Origin of the sequence: Pseudomonas songnenensis (assembly GCF_003696315.1) — a bacterium.
Classification (GTDB): Bacteria; Pseudomonadota; Gammaproteobacteria; order Pseudomonadales; family Pseudomonadaceae; genus Stutzerimonas; species Stutzerimonas songnenensis.
The window spans coordinates 495,255-516,931 of the sequence record NZ_RFFN01000003.1; the positions used below are offsets into that span (position 1 = coordinate 495,255).

A 21,677-nucleotide genomic window follows, 5' to 3' on the forward strand; every position below is an offset into this window, starting at 1 on the left:
CCTGATAAGAAAGGAGAACCTGCGATGGATATGAACCGTCGACAGTTCTTCAAGGTCTGCGGTGTGGGCCTTGGGGCGTCGAGCATGGCGGCATTGGGCATGGCCCCACCAACGGCATATGCCGAGTCGATCCGGCATTTCAAACTGACCAACACCCGTGAAACCCGCAACACCTGCCCCTACTGCTCCGTCGGTTGCGGGCTGATCCTCTACAGCCAGGGCAGCGGCGGCAAGAACGTCGCACAGAACATCATCCACATCGAAGGCGACTCCGATCACCCGGTCAACCGCGGCACGCTCTGCCCGAAGGGCGCGGGCCTGCTGGACTTCGTTCACAGCCCCAACCGCCTGACCCATCCGGAAGTCCGAGAAGCCGGCAGCAACGAGTGGAAGCGCATCGAGTGGAGCGAAGCCCTCGACCGCATCGCCCGGCTGATGAAGGACGACCGCGACGCCAACTTCATCGAGCGCAACGACAAGGGCCAGACGGTCAACCGCTGGCTGACTACCGGTTTCCTCGCCGCCTCGGCATCATCCAACGAGGCCGGCTACATCACCCACAAGGTGGTTCGATCACTCGGCATATTGGCGTTCGACAACCAGGCACGTGTCTGACACGGCCCGACGGTGGCAAGTCTTGCCCCGACGTTTGGCCGCGGCGCGATGACCAATCACTGGAGTGATATCCAGAACGCCGATCTGATCCTGATCATGGGCGGTAACGCCGCCGAAGCGCACCCGTGCGGCTTCAAATGGGTCACCGAAGCCAAGGCGCGCAACAAGGCCCGGCTGGTCGTGGTCGATCCGCGCTTCACCCGTTCGGCCTCGGTGGCCGACATGTATGCGCCGATCCGCACCGGCACGGACATCGCCTTCCTCGGCGGGCTGATCAACTACCTGCTGGAAAACGACAAGATCCAGCACGAGTACGTGGTCAACTACACCGATGTCTCGTTCATCGTGAAGGAAGGCTTCGGCTTCGAGAACGGCCTGTTCAACGGCTACGACGCCGACCGCCGCGCCTACCCGGACAAATCAGCCTGGAGCTACGAGCTGGACGAGGACGGCTTCGCCCGCGTCGACAAGAGCCTCACCCATCCGCGCTGCGTCTATAACCTGCTCAAGCAGCACTACAGCCGCTACACGCCGGAGGTGGTCAGCAACATCTGCGGCACGCCGCAGGACAAGATGCTGCAGATCTGGGAGACCATCGCCGAGACCTCGGCCCCGGGCAAGGTCATGACCATCATGTACGCCCTGGGCTGGACGCAGCACTCGGTGGGCTCGCAGATGATCCGCACCGGCGCCATGGTGCAGCTGCTGCTCGGCAACATCGGCATGCCCGGTGGTGGCATGAATGCCCTGCGCGGCCACTCCAACATCCAGGGCCTGACCGACCTGGGCCTGCTCTCCAACCTGTTGCCGGGCTACATGACGCTGCCGCTGGAGGCCGAGCAGGACTACACCGCCTACATCACCAAGCGCACCGCCAAGCCGCTGCGCCCGGGGCAGCTGTCCTACTGGCAGCACTACGAGAAATTCCACGTCAGCCTGATGAAGGCCTGGTACGGCAGGAACGCCACCGCGGAGAACAACTGGGGCTACGACTGGCTGCCAAAGCTGGATATCCCCGGCTACGACGTGCTCAAGGTGTTCGACATGATGTACCAGGGGCAGGTCAACGGCTATTTCTGCCAGGGCTTCAACCCCATCGCCTCGTTCCCCAACAAGGCGAAGGTGAGCGCGGCGCTGGCCAAGCTCAAGTACCTGGTGATCATGGACCCGTTGGCCACCGAGACCTCGGAGTTCTGGCGCAACGCCGGCGAGTACAACGACGTCGACACCGCCAGCATCCAGACCACGGTGTTCCGCCTGCCGACCACCTGCTTTGCCGAGGAGGACGGCTCGCTGGTCAACAGCGGCCGCTGGCTGCAGTGGCACTGGAAGGCCGCCGAGCCACCGGGACAGGCGAAGACCGACGTGGTGATCATGGGCGGGCTGTTCCATCGCCTGCGCGAGCTCTACCGCAAGGAAGGCGGCGCCTATGCCGAGCCACTGATGAACATCGATTGGGGCTATCGCCAGCCGGAAGAACCGAGCGCCGAGGAAATTGCCCAGGAGTACAACGGCAAGGCACTGGCCGACGTCTTCGACCTGCAGACAGGCGCCCAGCTGGCCAAGGCCGGCGAGCTGCTGCCGGGCTTCGGCCTGCTGCGCGCCGACGGCACCACCTCGAGTGGCTGCTGGATCTTCTGCGGCTCCTGGACCCAGGCCGGCAACCAGATGGCCCGCCGCGACAACGCCGACCCCTACGGCATGGGCCAGACGCTGGGCTGGGCCTGGGCCTGGCCGGCCAACCGGCGCATCCTCTACAACCGCGCCTCGGCCGATCCGGCGGGCAATCCGTGGGATGCGCAGAAGAAGCGCCTGGTGTGGTGGGACGGCGGCAAGTGGGGCGGCACCGACGTGCCGGACTTCAAGGTCGATTCACGGCCGGAAGATGGCATGAATCCGTTCATCATGAACCCCGAGGGGGTGGCACGGCTGTTCGCCGTGGACAAGATGAACGAGGGGCCATTCCCCGAGCACTACGAGCCGTTCGAAACGCCGATCGGACGCAACCCGCTGCATCCGGGCAACGCGCAGGCGATCAGCAACCCCGCCGCGCGGGTGTTCAAGAACGACATGGAGCTGTTCGGCACCGCCGAGGACTTCCCCTATGCCGCCACCACCTACCGACTGACGGAGCACTTCCACTTCTGGACCAAGCATTGCCGGCTCAACGCGATCACCCAGCCCGAGCAGTTCGTCGAGATCGGCGAGGTGCTGGCCAACGAGCTGGGCATCAAGGCCGGCGAGCGGGTCAAGGTGTCGTCCAACCGCGGCTTCATCAAGGCGGTGGCGGTGGTGACCAAGCGCATCAAGCCGCTGACGGTAGACGGGCAGACGGTGCACCAGATCGGCATCCCGCTGCACTGGGGCTTCGCCGGGGTGGCGCGCAACGGTTACCTGACCAACACGCTGACGCCGTTCGTCGGTGACGCCAACACCCAGACGCCGGAGTTCAAGTCGTTCCTGGTCAACGTGGAGAAGGCATGATGGCTACTCAAGACGTGATTGCCCGCTCCGCCACGACCACCGAGCGGCCGTCGATCCGCGAGATCGGCGAAGTGGCGAAACTGATCGACACCTCCAAGTGCATCGGCTGCAAGGCCTGCCAGGTGGCGTGCTCGGAATGGAACGACCTGCGCGACGAGGTCGGCACCAGCCACGGGACCTACGACAACCCGATCGACCTCACGGCCGAATCCTGGACGGTGATGAAGTTCGCCGAGTACGAGAACCCCGGCAGCGGCAACCTCGAATGGCTGATCCGCAAGGACGGCTGCATGCATTGCGCCGACCCGGGCTGCCTCAAGGCCTGCCCGGCGCCGGGGGCGATCGTGAAGTACGCCAATGGTATCGTCGACTTCAACCAGGACCACTGCATCGGCTGCGGCTACTGCATCACCGGTTGCCCGTTCGACATCCCGCGCATTTCCGAGAAGGACAAGAAGGCCTACAAGTGCACGCTCTGTTCCGACCGCGTGTCGGTCGGCCTTGAGCCGGCCTGCGTGAAGACCTGCCCCACAGGGGCCATCGTCTTCGGCAGCAAGGAGGACATGAAGGAGCATGCCGCCGGGCGCATCGCCGACCTCAAGGAACGCGGTTTCGACCAGGCCGGCCTGTACGACCCCGATGGCGTCGGCGGTACGCACGTGATGTACGTTCTGCACCATGCCGATCAGCCCTCGCTGTACAACGACCTGCCGAACGAGCCCACCATCAGCCCGCTGGTCAGCCTGTGGAAGGGCGTGACCAAGCCCCTCGCCCTGCTGGGCATGGGCGCGGCGGTGCTGGCCGGCTTCTTCCACTACACGCGGGTCGGCCCGATCCGCGTCGAGGAAGAGGACGACAAGGCCGAACTCAGCGAGCCCGTGGTGCACCAGGTCGATCCTTCGGTGCATGTGGTCGATCCCAAGGAGCCGCGACCCTGACCGCGCGGCCCCGTTCGCGGGGCCGCCTTCGGTGTCCGCTCGCTCAAGGAGTCAACGATGAACAACAACGAGATCGAACGCTACAACCCCTCGCAACGGACCAACCACTGGATCGTCGCGATTCTCTTCGTGCTCGCCGCGCTGTCCGGCCTGGCACTGTTTCATCCGGCGCTGTTCGGCCTCTCCGGGCTGTTCGGCGGCGGCACCTGGACGCGCATCCTGCACCCCTTCCTCGGGGTCGCGATGTTCGTCTTCTTCCTCTGGCTGGCGATCCGCTTTGCCGGGCACAACCGCATCGAGGCGCGGGATCGCCAGTGGCTCAGGCAGATCAACGACGTGGTGCACAACCGCGAGGAAAAGCTGCCGGAAGTCGGCCGCTACAACGCCGGGCAGAAGGTGCTGTTCTGGATGCTGATCCTCAGCATGCTGGTGCTGCTGCTCAGCGGCATCGTCATCTGGCGCGAATACTTCAGCAGCTTCTTCGGCATCGTCTCGCTGCGCTGGGCCAGCCTGCTGCATGCCATCGCCGCCTTCGTGCTGATCGTCAGCATCATCGTGCATATCTACGCCGCGATCTGGATCAAGGGCTCGATGGGCGCGATGCTCTACGGCACCGTCAGCCGCGCCTGGGCGCGCAAGCACCATCCGGCCTGGTACCGGGAGATCAACCAGCGCAAGTAAGCCTGCCAAGCGCCGGAGATTCCCGCCGCCGCGGGAATCTTCGCCCGTGCATGCCATCGAAAGCCGAGCGACAACCGCTGACGGACTATGCTGTTCGGCATAACCACAAGAAAAGGAGTCCTGCGTGGCAGGCACCATTCTAGAGCCCGGGCAGATCGAAGCCGCTGCCAGCAAACCACCCTTCACCAACCTGCCGCCGCGCGATCTGTTCGCCCTGCGCAGCGCGCGTCTGACCAAGCTCGCCGAAGATCATCCGCTGGCCGACTACCTGCGCCTGCTCGCCGGCGTATGCCAGGCACAGCAGCAGGTGCTGGACAACCCGCCCGCCACTGCGCCGCTCGACCCTGCGCGCAACCGCGAATGCTTCAAGCACGCCATGCCGCCGCTGGCCGCCGACACCCTGGTGCGCGAAGGGGCGTGGCTGCCGCTGCTCGATGCCTGGCTGGATGCCTTCGCGGTGCCGGACAACCTGTCGGTCATCGCTGCCATCGACCAGCTGCGCCGCGCCGACAGCGGCCAGCGCAAGGCCTGGGCCGTGGCGCTGGTCAGCGGGCAGTACGACAGCCTGCCGCCGGCGCTGGTGCCCTTTCTCGGCGCCGCGCTGCAACTAGCCTGGACCCACTGGCTGCTCCAGCTCGACCTCTCCGACCTGCGCGAACGCGAAGACCAGACACTCTGCCCCTGCTGCGGCGCACCACCCATGGCCGGCATCATCCGCCACCGCGGGCAGCTCAACGGCCTGCGCTACCTGGTCTGCTCCCTGTGCGCCTGCGAATGGCACTACGTGCGCCTGAAATGCAGCCACTGCCGCAGCACCAAGAAGCTCGACTACCTGCACTTCGAAGGCTCGCCCAACGGCATCAAGGCCGAGGCCTGCCCCGAATGCAACGGCTACCTCAAGCAGCTCTATCTGGAGCTGGCACCGGAAGGCGAAAGCCTGTCCGCCGACCTGGCGACGCTGGACCTCGACCTGCTGCTGGCCGATCAGGGCTACAACCGCCAGGCACCCAACCTGCTGCTGGCACCGGGTAACGAGGCATGAGCAGCAGCCACCTGCCCTCGGTGGACAGGCTGCTGCGTGACCCGGCCTGCCAGCCACTGCAGCAGCGCTATGGTCGTCAGGCCCTGCTGGCGACGCTGCGCGACCTGCTCGACGAACTGCGCGAACCGGCTCGCCGTGGCCAGCTGGCCGCGCTGGAACTGTCCGAAGCGGTGCTCGCCGGGCGCGCCGGCGAACGCCTGGCCAGCCAGCACAAGAGCCGCGTGCGCCGAGTGTTCAACCTCACCGGCACAGTGCTGCACACCAACCTCGGTCGCGCCCTGCTGCCGGATGAAGCCATCGAGGCGATCACCCTTGCGGCGCGCTACCCGCTCAACCTGGAATTCGATCTTGCCACCGGCAAGCGCGGCGACCGCGACGACCTCATCGAAGGACTGATCCGCGAACTGACCGGCGCCGAGGCGGTCACCGTGGTGAACAACAACGCCGCCGCCGTGCTGCTGGCCTTGAACAGCCTAGGTGCACGCAAGGAAGGCATCATTTCCCGTGGCGAGCTGATCGAGATCGGCGGCGCCTTCCGCATCCCCGACATCATGGCCCGCGCCGGCGTGAAACTGCATGAAGTCGGCACCACCAACCGCACGCACGCCAAGGACTACGAAGCGGCCATCAACCCGCGCTCAGGGCTGTTGATGCGCGTGCATACCAGCAACTACAGCGTGCAGGGTTTCACTGCCAGCGTCGCCACCGCCGAGCTGGCGCGCATCGCCCATGCCCACGATCTGCCGTTGCTGGAAGATCTGGGCAGCGGCAGCCTGCTCGACCTCTCGCGCTGGGGCCTGCCCAAGGAGCCGACGGTGCAGGAAGCGCTGCGCGACGGCGCCGATATCGTCACCTTCAGCGGCGACAAGCTGCTCGGCGGCCCGCAGGCCGGGCTGATCGTCGGCAGCAAGGCGCTGATCCAGAAGATCAAGAAGAACCCGCTCAAGCGCGCCCTGCGCGTCGACAAGCTGACCCTTGCCGCACTGGAAGCGGTGCTCAACCTCTATCGCGACCCCGACCGCCTCGCCGAACGCCTCACCAGCCTGCGCCTGCTCAGCCGCCCGCAGACGGAGATCCGCACCCAGGCCGAACGCGTCGCCCCGGCGCTGACCGCCGTGCTCGGCGAGAGCTGGCAAGTCGCAGTAACCGATGCCCTGGGCATGATCGGCAGCGGTGCGCAGCCGGTGGCCCGCCTGCCCAGCGCCGCCCTGTGCATCCGTCCGCAACAGCCCAAGCGCCTGCGCGGCCGCAGTCTGCGCCAGCTTGAAGAAGCGCTGCGCTGCCTGCCGATTCCGGTGCTCGGGCGCATTGACGACGACGCCCTCTGGCTCGACCTGCGCCAGCTGGACGACGAACCGGCCTTCCTCCAGCAACTGACGCACCTGCAAGAGGAGCTGGCCCGTTGATCGTCGGTACCGCCGGCCATATCGACCATGGCAAGACCGCACTGCTCCACGCCCTCACCGGGCAACAGGGCGACCGCCGCCGCGAGGAGCGCGAGCGTGGCATCACCATCGACCTCGGCTATCTCTACGCCGACCTCGGCGAAGGCAGCCTCACCGGTTTTATCGACGTGCCGGGCCACGAGCGCTTCGTGCACAACATGCTGGCCGGCGCCAGCGGCATCGACTGCGTGCTGCTGGTGGTCGCCGCTGACGATGGCGTCATGCCGCAGACCCGCGAACACCTCGCCATCGTCGAGCTGCTCGGCATCCGCCGGGCACTGGTGGCGCTGACCAAGATCGATCACGTCGAGCCGGCGCGCATCACCGAAGTCGCGCAACAGATCGAAAACCTGCTGGCTGCCGGAGCACTGGCCGGAACGCCGATCTTTCCGGTCTCCAGCATTCGCGGCGATGGCATCGACGCCCTGCGTGCCACTCTGATCGACGAGGCCGCGCGCACCGCCGCCCGCAGCGACAGCGGCCACTTCCGCCTGGCCATCGACCGCGCCTTCAGCGTCACTGGCGCTGGCGTGGTGGTCACCGGCACCGCCTTTGCCGGGCGCGTGCGAATCGGCGACGAATTGCTGCTCGGCCCCGCCGGCAAACGCGTGCGCGTCCGCGGTCTGCATGCGCAGAACCGCGAAGCGGACGAAGCCCATGCCGGCCAGCGCGTCGCGTTGAATCTCGCCGGTGAGCGGCTGGCAGTGGAGCAGATCCATCGCGGCGACTGGCTGCTGCACCCACTGCTGCACGCGCCGACCCAACGCATCGACGTCGACTTCCAGCTGCTGCCGGGCGAAGCCCACGAGCTCAAGCACTGGACGCCGGTGCACGTGCACCTCGGCGCCCAGGACGTCACCGCGCGTGTCGCCCTGCTCGAAGGCACGAGCCTGGCGCCGGGCGAACGCGCCTTCGCCCAGCTACTGCTCAACGCACCGAGCCACGCTGTACATGGCGACCGCATCGTCCTGCGCGACCAGTCCGCCCAGCGCACCCTTGGCGGTGGCCGTGTGCTCGACCCCTTTGCACCGCCACGCAATCGCCGTCGTGCCGCGCGGCTGGAGCAACTTCGCGCCCTCGACCAGCCGAGCCTGGAGCAGGCATTGCCGCCACTGCTCGCCAGCGCCACCAATGGCATCGACCCGCAAGGCCTGGAACGCCAGTTCAACCGCCCGCGCGATGGCTGGCAGCTGCCGCACGGCGTACTGGAAGTCGGCACGCGATTGGGGCCACGGCTTTTCGATCAGGCCCGCTGGGACGAACTCGAAGCCACCCTGCTCGCCGCCCTGCAACGCTTTCACGAAGAACAACCCGACGAACTCGGCCCCGACCGCGACCGCCTGCGTCGCTACGCCGTGCCGCAGCTGGAGCGGCCGGTATTTATCGCCCTGCTGGAGCAGGAGCTAGCCGCCGGCCACATCGAAACCAGCGGCCCGTGGCTGCACCGCCCCGATCACCGGGTGCGCCTGAGCGATGCGGAAGAAGATTTGAAAGCACGCCTGTGGCCATTGCTCGAAGCCGGCCAGTTCGACCCACCCTGGGTCCGCGACCTGGCACGCGACCTCGGCGTCGACGAAACACAGATGCGCAACCTGCTACGCAAGCTCGCCCGCCTCGGCCTGCTGCAACAGGTGGTGAAAGATTTGTTCTACCCCGAGTTCACCATTCGCCAACTCGCGGGGCATGTACTGCAACTGGAAGCACAAAGCGGCGTGATCCGCGCCGCCGCCTTCCGCGACCGCATCCAGCTCGGCCGCAAACGCAGCATCCAGCTGCTCGAACACTTCGACCGCATCGGCCTCACCCGCCGCTTCGGCAACGAACGCAAAGTCCGCCAGGACAGCGCCTTGGCGATCCAGTCAGGCCTGGGGTAGGCTGGTCGCCGCTTCCTTTCTCACATCAAGACCAGATAAGGAAGGCAATCGCACCCGGTGGTGCGGCCGGGCTTCAAACCCGGTTGGGGGCGGCAGCCGTTCCCGGGTGAGTTCGACTCTCACTGCCTTCCGCCATCCACCCCCGCTCCATCCTCGCCGTCACGCCGCGACAGCCCGCCTCACTTCGCAATATCAAAAAGCCATCGCACTCCAGCGCGAAGCGCGTCACAATCGCGGTTTTTCTTTCCAGGGACAGGAGAGGCCGTAGTGGGTAATTCGCCGGATGAGCGTCGTGCGTTGCATGCGCTGCGTGACCATATCGACTGCCTGCTGGCCGAAGGAGCGTCCGTCGTCGGGCGCGACCCGGTGCAGCTGAGCTTTCAGGGCCGGACGTTGACGGTGCAGCACGGGATACTGCTCAACGAGAACGGCCACCAGGACCTGATCGAGACGTTGGCCGAGCTGGAGTGGACGAACAAGCGCACTCGCGATCTGGCCATCGATATCTGCATCCGCCAGCTGGATCATGCGATCAAGGCGAGTTGCTTCGAGGTGCTGGACAGCTCGACGCCGGAAAAGCCCTGAGAGGTCTGGCGCAACACGGTCAGCGTCTTTGCGCGGTGTTTGAGATGGTTTGAAGTCATCTACCGCGCCTCCAGTACCGCTATTTCCACCGCAACGCCTGCACATGGGCGTTGGCCGGGTCGAAGTTGTCGAGCCGCATGCGTTCGGCGATGGCGGCTTCGGCGGCCTTGCCCAGCGGGAACTCCTCGCGCATCGCACTCCAGTCTTCCGGCCTCAGGCGGACCATCCAGCCATCGCCGTAACAATCCTGATTGATCAGCGCCGGTCTCTCGAGTAGCGCTTCGTTGACGGCCAGCAGTTCACCGGCGAGCGGGCTGCGCGCCGAGGATGCGGCCTTGGCGAATTCCACCACACCAAAGCTGCGCTCGCGCTCGATGCGGGCGCCGACGCGCTTGGGGGTGAAGGCGAATATCTGGCCGTAGAGTGCGCAGCCGTATGCAGTCAGGCCGAGGGTGACGCTGCCGTCTACCTCTTCACGCAGCCACAGGCTGTGCTCCGGGGCGTAACGCAGCGCGTCGGGGAATTCGAGACCCTGCACATTCATAGCGTCAGCACCCGGTCGTACTCAAGGATCATCTGCGCCAGCTCGCCGCCGCTGGAAATTTCGTCCAGTTCGGCGATCAGCGTCGCAGGGTCGACCTGCATGCCCGGCTGCCGGCACATCAGCAGGCGTGCGCCGGCCTGTTTGGCGTTGCGGATGAAGTGCCGGACCGGCTCGCCGCCTTCGACCGCCACCAGGGTTTCAGCAATGTCCCGCCGAGCCAGCTGCACTCCCTCGCCGGTGAGGTAGAGAGTGACTTGCGCGTCCATGCAGGCCAGCAGTGTGGCGATATGAAAGGGCGCGGCGCAGCGCGCCGGAGTGCTGGGGCCACTGGCGACCAGGATCAGCACGCGTTGTGAACAGGCGGACGCCATACGACCTCGTCTGGCAAAGCTGTGAACTCGGGCGATCGGCTGCACGTTCGCAGCCATTGAGCCCATAGCATGAAACTATCATCACCATAGCCTACAGTTTTCACTTCATGGTCTAGGATTTTCACGGATGCACTAGAAGGAGATGGAGCATGCTGGCGACATTGCTACCGGCCCTGAAAGAACTCGCCTTGCCGCTGAAGCTGCAACTGTGGGACGGCAAAGAGATCGACATCGGGCCAACCCCCTGCGTCACCCTGGTAATCAAGGACCCGAATCTGGTGACTCGGTTGGCGCAGCCAAGCCTGGACGTGCTCGGTGCGGCCTACGTCGAAGGTCAGATCGACCTGCTTGGGCCAGTGCATGAGGTGATCCGCATCGGCGACGTGATCACCCGGGCGCTGGGCGAGGACGACTTTCCACTGCCTTCGCGCGAGGCGCACGACAAGGCGACCGACGCCGAGGCCATTTCCTATCACTACGACCTGTCCAACGATTTCTACCGGCTCTGGCTGGACAAGGACATGGTCTATTCCTGCGCCTATTTCGAAACCGGTAGCGAGGACCTGGAACAGGCCCAGCAGGCCAAGCTGCGCCACCTGTGCCGCAAGCTGCGGCTCAAGCCTGGTGAACGTCTGCTGGATGTCGGCTGCGGCTGGGGCGGCCTGGCTCGCTATGCCGCCCGCGAGTTCGGCGCGAAGGTATTCGGCATCACCTTGAGCCGCGAGCAGCTCGAGCTGGCCCGCGAACGGGTGGCCGAGGATGGGCTGCAGGATCGGGTCCAGCTGGAGCTGATGGACTATCGCGATCTGCCGCAGGATGGCCGTTTCGACAAGGCCGTCAGCGTCGGCATGTTCGAGCATGTCGGCCATGCCAACCTGCCGCTGTACTGCCAGCGGCTGTTCGACGCCGTGCGCCCCGGCGGGCTGGTGATGAACCACGGCATCACCGCCCGGCACATCGACGGCCGCCCGGTGGGGCATGGCGCCGGCGAATTCATTGATCGCTACGTCTTCCCCCACGGTGAGCTGCCGCATCTGGTGAACATCAGCAGCTGCATCAGCGATGCCGGCCTGGAAATCGTCGACGTGGAAAGCCTGCGCCTGCACTACGCACGCACGCTGGATTTCTGGAGTGAGCGGCTGGAGGCGCGGCTGGAACAGGCCAAACGGATGGTTCCCGAGCGCGCGTTGCGCATCTGGCGCCTCTATCTGGCCGGTTGCGCCTATGGCTTCCGCCACAACTGGATCAACCTGCACCAGATCCTCGCCAGCAAGCCGCTGGCCGATGGCTCCCACGAACTGCCGTGGAGCCGCGCGGACCTTTACCGCTGACCGCGCCGCGCCCGCGGACGGGTACGCAGCGAACGGTGATCAGCGCAGCAACAGCAGCGGCGTGGGGGTGGTGCGGATCATGTTGGTGGTGGTGCTGCCGACGAAGAACTGGCGAATGCGCGAGTGACCGTAGGCGCCCATCACCAGCAGGTCGATATCGTGCTCGGCCTGATAGGCATGCAGGGTCGGCTCGACTTCACCGGCGCGGATGGCGATTTCCACGTTGAAGCCTGCGGCAGTCAGCACGCCACGGGCGTTTTCCAGCTGCGCCTGGTTGTCGTCGGTGTCGGCCGCGACCATCACCAGATGGATCGGCATGCCCTTGAACAGCGGGCTGCCGGCGAGCATTTCCACGCCCTTGCGGCTGGTGGCGCTGCCGTCGAAGGCAAGCATCACGCTCTGCGGTGCGCTGAAATCGTTGGGGGCAACCAGAATCGGCCGCTGCATGGTGCGGATGACGTTCTCCAGCTGGCTGCCGATGTGCTGGATGGCATCGCCGCTGTCCTCGCCCTGGCGACCGATGACCAGCAGGCGCGTCTCGTCCTGCAGATCACGCAGGGATTCGACCAGATCACCGTGGCGCTGCCGGCACTCGGGCTGGGCGACTCCGGCGGAGATCGCTCGCTGGCGTGCCGAATCGAGCATCATCCGGCCCTCTTCCAGCGCCAGCTTGGCCCGCTTCTCGTCCAGCGTGGCCAGCTCCTGCAGGAGGAACTCGCGGCTGCCCAGGCCGATGATGCCGCTCAGATCGCCCGACACCGGATACTGCTGGCGGTCGAGCACGTGCAGCAGCGTCAGAGGCGCATCCAGGCGCTTACTGGCCCAGGCCGAATAGTCGCAAACCGCCGCGGCCTGCGGTGATCCGTCGATACAAGCCATTACGTGGGTCATTATTGTTCTCCTGGTCAGTGGCTCATGAGCTGGTCGATGGCCTCGGGTTTGTCATGCACACCGAAGCGGTCGACGATGGTGGCGCTGGCTTCGTTCAGACCCAGCACTTCGACCTCGGTGCCTTCGCGACGGAACTTGATGACCACCTTGTCCAGCGCCGCCACGGCGGTGATGTCCCAGAAATGTGCGCGGGACAGGTCGATGGTGACCTTGCCGAGCGCTTCCTTGAAATCGAACGCACCGGTGAATTTGTCCGATGAGCTGAAGAATACCTGCCCGATCACCTTGTAGGTGCGCTGATTGCCGGCGGCATCCAGCTCCGCTCCGATGTGCAGGTAGTGGCCGACCTTGTTGGCAAAGAACATCGCCGCCAGCAGCACACCCGCCAGAACACCGTAGGCCAGGTTGTGGGTGAAGACCACCACCACCACGGTGACGACCATGACGATGTTGGTGGAAAGCGGATAGCGCTTGAGGTTGCGCAGCGAATCCCAACTGAAGGTGCCGATCGACACCATGATCATCACCGCCACCAGCGCGGCCATGGGGATCTGCCCGACCCAGTCGCTCAAGAACACCACCATCAGCAACAGCACCACGCCGGCGATCAGCGTGGACAAACGGGTGCGGCCGCCGGATTTCACGTTGATCACCGACTGGCCGATCATCGCGCAGCCGGCCATGCCGCCGAACAGACCGGAGACGATGTTGGAAACACCCTGCCCTTTGCATTCGCGGTTCTTGTCACTGGAGGTGTCGGTGAGGTCGTCGACGATGGTCGCGGTCATCAGCGACTCCAGCAGGCCGACCACGGCCAGCGCGGCGGAGTACGGGAAGATGATCGCCAGGGTTTCGAAGGTCAGCGGCACCTCCGGCCAGAGGAAGACCGGCAGGGTGTCAGGCAGGTCGCCCATGTCGGCGACAGTACGAATATCCAGGCCGAAGTACATGGCCACCGCCGTCATCGAGAGGATGCACACCAGCGGCGACGGGATGACCTTGCCGACCTTCGGCACATAAGGGAACAGGTAGATGATGCCCAGGCCCGCGGCGGTCATGGCGTAGACGTGCCAGGTGACGTTCGTCAGCTCCGGCAACTGCGCCATGAAGATCAGAATCGCCAGCGCGTTGACGAAACCGGTGACCACCGAGCGCGAGACGAAGCGCATCAGCGAACCCAGGCGCAGGTAGCCGGCGCCGATCTGCAGCACACCGCACAGCAGCGTTGCCGCCAGCAGGTACTGCAGGCCGTGCTCGCGCACCAGCGTCACCATCAGCAGCGCCATGGCGCCGGTGGCAGCAGAAATCATCCCCGGCCGGCCGCCGACAAAGGCGATCACCACGGCGATACAGAAAGAGGCATACAGGCCGACCCGCGGATCGACCCCGGCGATGATGGAGAAGGCGATCGCTTCGGGAATCAGTGCCAGCGCGACGACGAGGCCGGACAGCACGTCGCCACGGATGTTGGAGAACCAGTTTTGTTTGATCGATTGCAGCATCGGACTATCCAGAGCAAAAGCACCACCATGCAGACCACGGGCGGCCGGCAGCGATACAAGGCGAGTTTTTGGTGATTGATTCGGCTGTCAGTCGACAAAACGCACGGACAGCAGCGTACGACCGCCCCATGACAGGCCGTCGCAATTTGACGCGAGGGAGCGAAGCGCTATGGCGGACCAGGCAGCCAGGTCATGGGCATTACGAGCTCTTCTCTGAGCGACTCGCCGGGCGAATCGCTTTCGGGGGGCGGCATTCTAGCGGCACCGCCCCCGTTTTACGACCGTCAGTCTAGGTCCAGAGCACATCGAGGTTGCTGAAGCCCCAGGCGGCGGGGTCTTCGCGGCCGACGATGCGGTCGCTGCACTGCGGGCTGGAGAGGTCCATTTCCACCGGGACGATAGCCGCGCGGGCGCGTGTGGAATAGAACAGCTTCACGCGCGGCGCCGTCAGCTGCTGCGGGTGGTGCTCGGTCACTACGCCAAGCCGTCCCGATTGCAGCCGCACCAGCGAACCCAATGGATAGATGCCCACCGTGCGCACGAAGGCATGCAGCAGCTGGGTATCGAAATGCCCGTGCCACTGCGCCATGCGTGCCAGCGAACCGGACGCATCCCAGGCAGTCTTGTACGGGCGGTTTGAGGTGATGGCGTCATACACGTCGCAGATCGCCCCCATGCGTGCCAGCCGGCTGATCTGCTCGCCCGCCAGCCGGTAGGGGTAACCGGTGCCATCCACCTTTTCATGGTGATGCAGGCAGACATCCAGCACCGCATCGGACACCGAGGTCTGCGCCGCGAGCAACATGGCGTGCCCGCGTTCGGGGTGGCTGCGCATGACCGCGTACTCGTCGTCGCTGAGCTTGCCGGGTTTGTTCAGCACGTCCAGCGGCATGGCCATCTTGCCGATGTCATGCAGCAGCCCGGCCATGCCGGCCTCGTGCACCTGGTCTTCCGGCAATCCCAGCTGACGTGCCAGCGCGACCATCAGCGCGCAGACCGCCACCGAGTGCATGTAGGTGTATTCGTCCTTGGTCTTCAGCCGCGCCAGGCTGAGCAATGCCGAGCCATTTCGCGCCAGGGATGCGGAAATCTGTTCCACCAGCGGCTGGCATTGCTGCGGATCGACGGCTTTGCCCAGGCGCGCCTCGTTGAATACCGAGGTGACCTGCTGCCTTGAGCGTTTGAGCAGCTCGGTGGCGCGCTGCATCTCTTCCTTGGCGCTGCACTGCTGTACTGGCGGGGGGACGGCAAGCGGCACGACGGGCGTGTCAGCCCCGAGGGGCGGGGCCTCTGCCGCCGGCGGCGTTGCCGTCTCCACATCGACACCCTTGCCCGCATCGATCCAGACGGCCTTGATACCGCTGGCGCGCAGCGCCTGAAGGTCCGCGGGGTCGGTCAGCAGAAACTTGCTGCGCCAGAATGGATGGTCGAACCAGCTGCCCTCCAGCGCGTGTACGTACATTCCGAAGCGGAGTTGGCTGACCAGGATCTTTCTAAGCAAGGCGGACCTCGACTGGAACGGCGAGGCCATTCCCCTATCAGCGATCCCTGCTTGAGCTGAAGGTAACTCCCTACAGTATAGGCGTGATGGCATATTGCCTCTACAGGACCAGGTCACGACTTTGGTGCTACGTCGCCCCCCGGCAATGCACCACGTGCGCTGACTATCGCTTACCATCGGCGCGTCCCGTCGCGAGCGCCGTCATGCCTGCCCTGCCCAACCGCCTGCGTGTAACCCTGATCGTGGCGCTGATTCTCGTCGGCCTGCTGCTGAGCATGTACTGGGCCGGGCGCCTGGCCGAACAGCGCGCCTGGGCCGAGCGCGGTCAGGAGTCTCAGGGCCAGCTTGAACTCTATGCCCAGGCGATCCATACCCAGGTCGAGCGCTTCCGCTCGGTGCCGGCATTGCTGGCGCTGGACAGCGACATCCAGGGGCTCCTTGCCGACCCGGGCAACCGTGCATTGCGTCGCGAACTGAACCAGCGCCTGGAACAGCAGAATCACGCCGCCGGGTCTTCGGTGCTGTACCTGCTCGACCGCAACGGCGAGACCATTGCCGCCAGCAACTGGCGCGACTGGAGCAGCTTCGTCGGCAACAATTACGCCTTCCGCCCGTACTTCCGCGACGCCGTGGCCCATGACAGCGGGCGTTATTTCGCGGTCGGCGTCACCACCGGCATTCCCGGCTATTTCCTCTCCAGTTCGGTGAAGAACGCCGCCGGCGAAGTGCTTGGCGTACTGGTGGTCAAGCTGGAGCTGGAAGACATGCAGCGCGACTGGGTCGGCCAGCCGGGCATCCTGCTGATTGCCGATTCGCTGGATATCGTCATTCTCACCAACCGTCCGGCCTGGCGTTTCCGCTACCTGCGCCCGCTGAGTGATGAGGTGCGCAGCCGCCTGGTCGATGTGCGCCGCTATGCCGAGCAGACCCTGCAGCCGTTGCAGAGCAGCCGCGTGCAACAACTCTCCGAGAGCAGCGAGCGACGTCTGGTGGATGGCCCGGACGGCCGCCGCGAGTACCTCTGGCAACGCCTGGCGCTGCCCGAGGAAGACTGGACGCTGCACCTGCTGCACGACCCGCAGATGGTGGTGGCCAGCGTACGCAGCTACCGCCTGGCCGCGGCCGGGGTGTGGATGACCCTGGCCTTCCTGCTGCTCTACCTGGCGCAGCGGCGCAAGACGCGGCGCGTGGAAATGCGCAGCCGCAGCGAACTGGAGCATCTGGTGCATGAGCGCACCCGCGAACTTCATACCGCCCAGGATGAGCTGGTGCATGCCGCGCGCATGGCCGCCCTGGGGCAGATGTCCGCCGCCCTCGCCCACGAGATCAACCAGCCGCTGACTGCACTGCGCATGCAGCTTGCCAGCCTCCGCCTGCTGCTCGACAGCGGCCGCGACGGCGAGGTGCGCGAAGGCCTCGGGCATGTCGAAGGCCTGCTCGAACGCATGGCGGCGCTGACCGGCCACCTGAAGACCTTCGCCCGCAAGAGCCCGGCCGGGTTGCGCCAGCGCCTGAGCCTGGCCGAGGTGCTGGAGCAGGCCTTGCAGCTGCTGTCGCCGCGCATTCGCAGCGAGCAGGTCGAGGTGTTCCGCCAGGTGCCGGCCGAGGCCATGGTCAGTGGCGATGCGATCCGCCTCGAGCAGGTACTGATCAATCTGCTGCACAACGCGCTGGACGCCATGAGCGGGCGTCCGCAGCGACGCCTGCGCATCCTTTGTCAGCTCGCCGGCGACAGCTGGCAGCTCAGCGTGGGCGACAACGGCGGCGGTATTCCCAGCGAGCACCTGGATCAGGTATTCGAACCCTTCTTCACCACCAAACCGGTCGGCCAGGGCCTCGGCCTCGGGCTGGCAGTGTCCTACGGCATCGTCCGTGACATGGGCGGCACGCTGGAAGTCAGCAATGACGAGCACGGCGCGGTGTTTACCCTGACGCTGCCGGCTGCCGAAGCGCACGCCGCCGAGTAAACTGCCGCGACGCGACCGCGAGGAGCAGGCAATGAGCGGGCAGGTAATCTTCATCGACGACGAGGCGGCGATCCGCCAGGCCGTGCAGCAGTGGCTGGAGCTGTCCGGCTTTCAGGTGCGCACCTTCTCCCGCGCCCGCGAGGCGCTGACGGCGCTGGATCGGGACTTTCCAGGGGTGCTGATCAGCGACGTGCGCATGCCCGACCTCGACGGCCTCGGCCTGCTCGAACAGCTGGTGGCGCTGGACGCCGACCTGCCGGTGATCATGGTCACCGGCCACGGCGACGTGCCCATGGCCGTGCAGGCGCTGCGCCGGGGCGCCTACGACTTCATCGAAAAACCCTTCACCCCGGAACGCCTGCTCGACAGCGTGCGCCGCGCCATGGACAAGCGCCGGCTGGTCTGCGAGAACCGCCAGCTGCGCGAGCAGTTCGCCCGCAAGGGCCGCATCGAATCGCAGCTGCTGGGCGTATCCCGCGCCATGGATAACCTGCGACGGCAGGTGCTGGAGCTGGCCGGGACCGACGTCAACGTGCTGATCCGCGGCGAGACCGGCAGCGGCAAGGAACAGGTCGCGCGCTGCCTGCATGACTTCAGCCCGCGCGCCGGCGGGCCGTTCGTGGCGCTGAACTGCGCAGCGATCCCGGAGACCATCTTCGAAAGCGAGCTGTTTGGTCACGAGAGCGGCGCCTTCACCGGCGCCCAGGGCAAGCGCATCGGCCGCATCGAACACGCCGCCGGCGGCACGCTGTTCCTCGACGAGATCGAAAGCATGCCGCTGGCCCAGCAGGTCAAGCTGCTGCGCGTGCTGCAGGAAAAGACTCTGGAACGGCTGGGCTCGAACCGCAGCATCGAGGTCGACCTGCGGGTGATCAGCGCGGCCAAGCCGGACCTGCTCGAAGAGGTGCGCGGCGGGCGCTTCCGCGAGGATCTGCTGTACCGGCTGAACGTCGCCGAACTGCACATCCCGCCACTGCGCGAGCGCCGCGAGGACATTCCGCTGCTGTTCGAACACTTCGCCAGCCAGGCCGCCCAGCGCCACGGCCGCGCCGCGCCGCCGGTGACACCCGGCGAGCTGACGCAACTGCTCGCCCACGACTGGCCGGGCAACGTGCGTGAACTGATCAATGCCGCCGAACGCCACGCCCTCGGCCTCAGCGCGCCCGCCCCGGCGAGCAGCGGCGGACAGTCGCTGGCCGAGCAGATGGAAGCCTTCGAGGCGCAATGCCTGCACAACGCCCTGCAGCAGTGCAAAGGCAACATCACCGAAGTCATGACCCAGCTGCAGCTGCCGCGCCGCACCCTCAACGAGAAGATGCAGCGCCATGGACTGAGCCGCAGCGATTACCTGCCGGCAGGCAGTGCCGATAGCTGAGCGATCGGCCCGGGACGCTGAGAATTCCGCGGATGTTGCCGCAACATCGGAACGATCCGCTCAACTGCCACATCGGAGTTGACCCGCAGGCTTTAGCGGCCAGGCCATCGATGGCCAAGCGACCTTCGCTCCCAGAGCAAACCACAAGAGTGGCAGGCTCGACGCTTTGCGCAGGAGGAACGCTTTATCCGCTCCGCAGGCCCCAGCCTGGAACGTACCACCGAGGCTTAGCAGCGAAATACCGTCACGGGCTTAACTCCCATCGGCAAGCGCCTGAGCAGCCACAATCACCCGTCCAGGCTCTCCAGCTGCCTCTGCAGAAAACGCCGTTCCGGCTCCAGCTGTACCAGACGCAGCGCGCGGCGATAGGCCTCCCGCGCCTCATCCTTACGTGCCAGGCGGCGCAACAGATCGGCACGGGTGGCATGGCTGAGGTGATAGTCCTGCAGAGCACCACGCTCCAGCAGCTCATCCACCAACAGCAAGCCGGCCTCGGCACCGTCACGCATGGCCACGGCTACCGCGCGGTTCAGCTCCACTACCGGCGACGGGTTCAGCTGCAGCAGCACATCGTAAAGCCGCACGATCTGCGGCCAGTCGGTCTGCGCGGCGCTCGGCGCTTCGGCATGCACGGCGACGATGGCGGCCTGCAGCGCGTAGGCGCCGAATGCGCGACTGCTCAGCGCCAGCTGCACCAGCTGCGATCCCTCGGCGATCTGCTGGCGGTTCCACAGGCTGCGGTCCTGTTCGTCCAGGCGCACCAGCTCGCCGGTCGCATCGGTACGCGCCGCCCGGCGGGCATCGTGCAACAGCATCAGCGCCAGCAGCCCCATCACTTCGGCGTTGGGCAGCAGTTCGAGGAGCAATCGACCTAGCCGAATCGCCTCGGCACAGAGGTCGGCGCGGGTCAGCTCGGCGCCGGCCGATGCCGTGTAACCCTCGTTGAACACCAGATAGACCACCCGCAGCACGCTCTCCAGGCGCGCCGGCAACTCGGTGCGCTCGGGCACCCGATAGGGCAGCTGGGCGTCACGGATCTTCGCCTTGGCGCGCACGATGCGCTGGGCAATGGTGGCCGGCGGCGCCAGAAAGGCGCGGGCGATTTCCTCGGTGGTCAGGTCGCAGACCTCGCGCAGGGTGAGCGCCACGCGACCATCGGCCGGCAGGGCTGGATGGCAGCAGGTGAAGATCAGCCGCAGACGGTCGTCTTCCATCTCGTCCACCTCCGCCGCCTCGGCTGCGTCTTCCAGCTGCTCGGCCAGCAGCCGCAACGAGGCATCGAAGCGCGCCCGCCGGCGCAGGGCATCGATGGCCTTGAAGCGACCGGTGGATACCAGCCAGGCGCGCGGGTTATTCGGAACACCATCGCGCGGCCACTGCTGCAGGGCGGCGGCAAAGGCGTCCTGTAGCGCTTCCTCGGCACGATCGAAATCGCCCAACAGACGGATCAGCGTAGCCAGCACGCGACGCGATTCGCGCCGGTAGACCGCCTCGACCTGCGCAGCGGCGAAGGCTCCAACAAGCGGCATGCTCAGCGCTGCGGCAGCTGGCGCAACGGCCGGATTTCGACACAGCCGATACCGGCCGGCGGGATCTTCGCTGCAATGGCTTCGGCCTCGCGCATGTCCGCGGCTTCGATCAGATAGAAGCCCGCCAGCTGCTCGCGGGTTTCGGCGAACGGGCCGTCGACCACCGAGGTGACGCCGTCACGCACGCGCACCGTGCGCGCGGTACGCACCGACTGCAGCGGCTCGCCGGCCAGCATGTGGCCGCTGGCACGCAGCTCGTCGGCGCAGCTCAGGCACCGCGCGACCAGCGCATGCCACTGCTCATCGGTCATCGCATCCACACGCTGTTCGTCGTAATAGATCAGGCACAGGTAGTTCATGGCGGGGCTCCGTCTGCCGGCAACGCAGCAAAGCTAGCAGCCATTGAACGACCTCGCCCGATCACGCGACGAAGGCCGAGGGCGAGCCTCAACCGGCCTGTTGCTGCGACGGAGCCTGATCCATGCATACCTGGCCGGTCTGCATGTCGAAGGGCATCGAGAAGTGCTCGTGGATCACCTTCCACTCACCATCGCGGCGCGCCCAGACCCGCGTGCCGCGCATCCAGGCGGCCTGCATCTCGCCTTCGGCATTGGGGCCGCCACAGTGAGTGAGCATGCGGCTGCAGGCCATGTCGCCACTGACGTCCACGTGCAACTCGTGGGTTTCGAAAAAGCCTTCGCCCTGGCAGAACTCGAAACAGCGCTGCCAGTGCGCGCGATACTCGGGAACGCCCTTGAATTGCAGGGCGCCAACCGCATCGAAGGCGACTACGTCATCGGCGTACTGCGCCATGATCCGGTCCAGATCCTTGGCCGCTGTGGCCTGCTCGAAGGTTTCGTGCAGCTGGCGAATGGCGAGTTCGTCCTGGCGGGTTTCGCTGTTCATGTCCGTCTCCTGTCATCTGGTTGAACGGGTTCGTCAACTAGTCGTCCGGTGTGTCCCTCAATCGACAGGCCGGAGAATCTTTTTTTTGCAAAGTCG

At 65.8% G+C, this 21,677-nt stretch carries 18 protein-coding genes and 1 tRNA gene; 11 read left to right on the forward strand and 8 right to left on the reverse strand.

Annotation, left to right across the window (positions count from 1 at the left end; all coding sequences use genetic code 11):
* Positions 1 to 24 precede the first annotated feature (24 nt).
* The 8 genes from fdnG to EA798_RS11000 all read left to right on the forward strand — a co-directional run bounded on the left by fdnG (position 25) and on the right by EA798_RS11000 (position 9,664).
* Entirely contained in the window at positions 25 to 3,099 is a 3,075-nt protein-coding gene (gene fdnG, locus EA798_RS10965; RefSeq protein WP_147456783.1) for a formate dehydrogenase-N subunit alpha, read from the forward strand.
* Positions 3,099 to 4,037, forward strand: a complete 939-nt coding sequence (fdxH, locus tag EA798_RS10970; RefSeq protein WP_026012601.1) for a formate dehydrogenase subunit beta — start codon at positions 3,099 to 3,101, stop codon at positions 4,035 to 4,037. Before fdnG ends, fdxH begins: the two co-directional genes overlap by 1 nt.
* Before the next feature lie 57 nt (positions 4,038 to 4,094).
* Positions 4,095 to 4,718 (forward strand): formate dehydrogenase subunit gamma, encoded by a 624-nt coding sequence (locus EA798_RS10975; protein WP_122098960.1) that lies wholly within the window; start codon positions 4,095 to 4,097, stop codon positions 4,716 to 4,718.
* 124 nt (positions 4,719 to 4,842) lie between these two features.
* Positions 4,843 to 5,760 (forward strand): formate dehydrogenase accessory protein FdhE, encoded by a 918-nt coding sequence (gene fdhE / locus EA798_RS10980; protein ID WP_122098961.1) that lies wholly within the window; start codon positions 4,843 to 4,845, stop codon positions 5,758 to 5,760.
* The gene (selA, locus tag EA798_RS10985; RefSeq protein WP_122098962.1) at positions 5,757 to 7,166 is read left to right on the forward strand and encodes an L-seryl-tRNA(Sec) selenium transferase; all 1,410 of its coding nucleotides are present in this window, start codon (positions 5,757 to 5,759) and stop codon (positions 7,164 to 7,166) included. The genes fdhE and selA overlap by 4 nt, the downstream gene beginning before the upstream one ends.
* A complete protein-coding gene (gene selB / locus EA798_RS10990) occupies positions 7,163 to 9,079 on the forward strand; it encodes a selenocysteine-specific translation elongation factor (protein ID WP_122098963.1) in 1,917 nt (638 codons plus the stop codon). The genes selA and selB overlap by 4 nt, the downstream gene beginning before the upstream one ends.
* 39 nt (positions 9,080 to 9,118) lie before the next feature.
* Positions 9,119 to 9,214: transfer RNA gene (locus EA798_RS10995), tRNA-Sec, on the forward strand.
* Positions 9,215 to 9,346: 132 nt separating this feature from the next.
* Positions 9,347 to 9,664 (forward strand): hypothetical protein, encoded by a 318-nt coding sequence (locus tag EA798_RS11000; protein ID WP_122098964.1) that lies wholly within the window; start codon positions 9,347 to 9,349, stop codon positions 9,662 to 9,664.
* Between the two features lie 79 nt (positions 9,665 to 9,743).
* Here EA798_RS11000 and EA798_RS11005 read toward each other — a convergent pair whose 3' ends face one another.
* Positions 9,744 to 10,208 carry a glycine cleavage system protein H gene (locus tag EA798_RS11005; RefSeq protein ID WP_122098965.1) on the reverse strand — a complete coding sequence of 155 codons (465 nt, stop codon included), beginning with the start codon at positions 10,206 to 10,208 and terminating at the stop codon, positions 9,744 to 9,746.
* Positions 10,205 to 10,579 carry a DsrE family protein gene (locus EA798_RS11010; protein ID WP_122098966.1) on the reverse strand — a complete coding sequence of 125 codons (375 nt, stop codon included), beginning with the start codon at positions 10,577 to 10,579 and terminating at the stop codon, positions 10,205 to 10,207. Before EA798_RS11010 ends, EA798_RS11005 begins: the two co-directional genes overlap by 4 nt.
* Positions 10,580 to 10,728: 149 nt before the next feature.
* Here EA798_RS11010 and cfaB point away from each other — a divergent pair, with 149 nt between their 5' ends.
* Positions 10,729 to 11,910 carry a C17 cyclopropane fatty acid synthase CfaB gene (gene cfaB, locus EA798_RS11015; RefSeq protein WP_122098967.1) on the forward strand — a complete coding sequence of 394 codons (1,182 nt, stop codon included), beginning with the start codon at positions 10,729 to 10,731 and terminating at the stop codon, positions 11,908 to 11,910.
* Positions 11,911 to 11,949: 39 nt separating this feature from the next.
* Here the strand turns inward: cfaB and EA798_RS11020 are convergent, their stop codons facing one another.
* The 3 genes from EA798_RS11020 to EA798_RS11030 form a co-directional block, all read right to left on the reverse strand.
* Positions 11,950 to 12,801, reverse strand: coding sequence for a universal stress protein (locus EA798_RS11020; protein WP_122098968.1), 852 nt, complete (start codon positions 12,799 to 12,801; stop codon positions 11,950 to 11,952).
* A gap of 14 nt (positions 12,802 to 12,815) precedes the next feature.
* Positions 12,816 to 14,303: a SulP family inorganic anion transporter gene (locus tag EA798_RS11025; RefSeq protein WP_122098969.1), complete on the reverse strand. Its 1,488-nt coding sequence runs from the start codon at positions 14,301 to 14,303 to the stop codon at positions 12,816 to 12,818.
* Positions 14,304 to 14,592: 289 nt separating this feature from the next.
* Positions 14,593 to 15,804 carry a cyclic di-GMP phosphodiesterase gene (locus tag EA798_RS11030; RefSeq protein WP_122098970.1) on the reverse strand — a complete coding sequence of 404 codons (1,212 nt, stop codon included), beginning with the start codon at positions 15,802 to 15,804 and terminating at the stop codon, positions 14,593 to 14,595.
* A 203-nt stretch (positions 15,805 to 16,007) separates the two neighbouring features.
* On the opposite strand from EA798_RS11030, the gene EA798_RS11035 reads away from it, so the two are divergent.
* Positions 16,008 to 17,771, forward strand: coding sequence for a sensor histidine kinase (locus EA798_RS11035; protein WP_122098971.1), 1,764 nt, complete (start codon positions 16,008 to 16,010; stop codon positions 17,769 to 17,771).
* Between the two features lie 31 nt (positions 17,772 to 17,802).
* Positions 17,803 to 19,146: a sigma-54-dependent transcriptional regulator gene (locus tag EA798_RS11040; RefSeq protein WP_122098972.1), complete on the forward strand. Its 1,344-nt coding sequence runs from the start codon at positions 17,803 to 17,805 to the stop codon at positions 19,144 to 19,146.
* Positions 19,147 to 19,433: 287 nt separating this feature from the next.
* Here EA798_RS11040 and EA798_RS11045 read toward each other — a convergent pair whose 3' ends face one another.
* The 3 genes from EA798_RS11045 to EA798_RS11055 all read right to left on the reverse strand — a co-directional run bounded on the left by EA798_RS11045 (position 19,434) and on the right by EA798_RS11055 (position 21,581).
* Positions 19,434 to 20,675, reverse strand: coding sequence for an RNA polymerase sigma factor (locus tag EA798_RS11045; protein ID WP_122098973.1), 1,242 nt, complete (start codon positions 20,673 to 20,675; stop codon positions 19,434 to 19,436).
* A 2-nt stretch (positions 20,676 to 20,677) separates the two neighbouring features.
* Complete coding sequence (locus EA798_RS11050; RefSeq protein ID WP_106156502.1) at positions 20,678 to 21,034, reverse strand: YciI family protein; 357 nt, start codon at positions 21,032 to 21,034, stop codon at positions 20,678 to 20,680.
* Positions 21,035 to 21,122: 88 nt separating this feature from the next.
* On the reverse strand, positions 21,123 to 21,581 hold the full coding sequence (locus EA798_RS11055; protein ID WP_106156504.1) for a YybH family protein: 459 nt from the start codon (positions 21,579 to 21,581) through the stop codon (positions 21,123 to 21,125).
* Positions 21,582 to 21,677 lie beyond the last annotated feature (96 nt).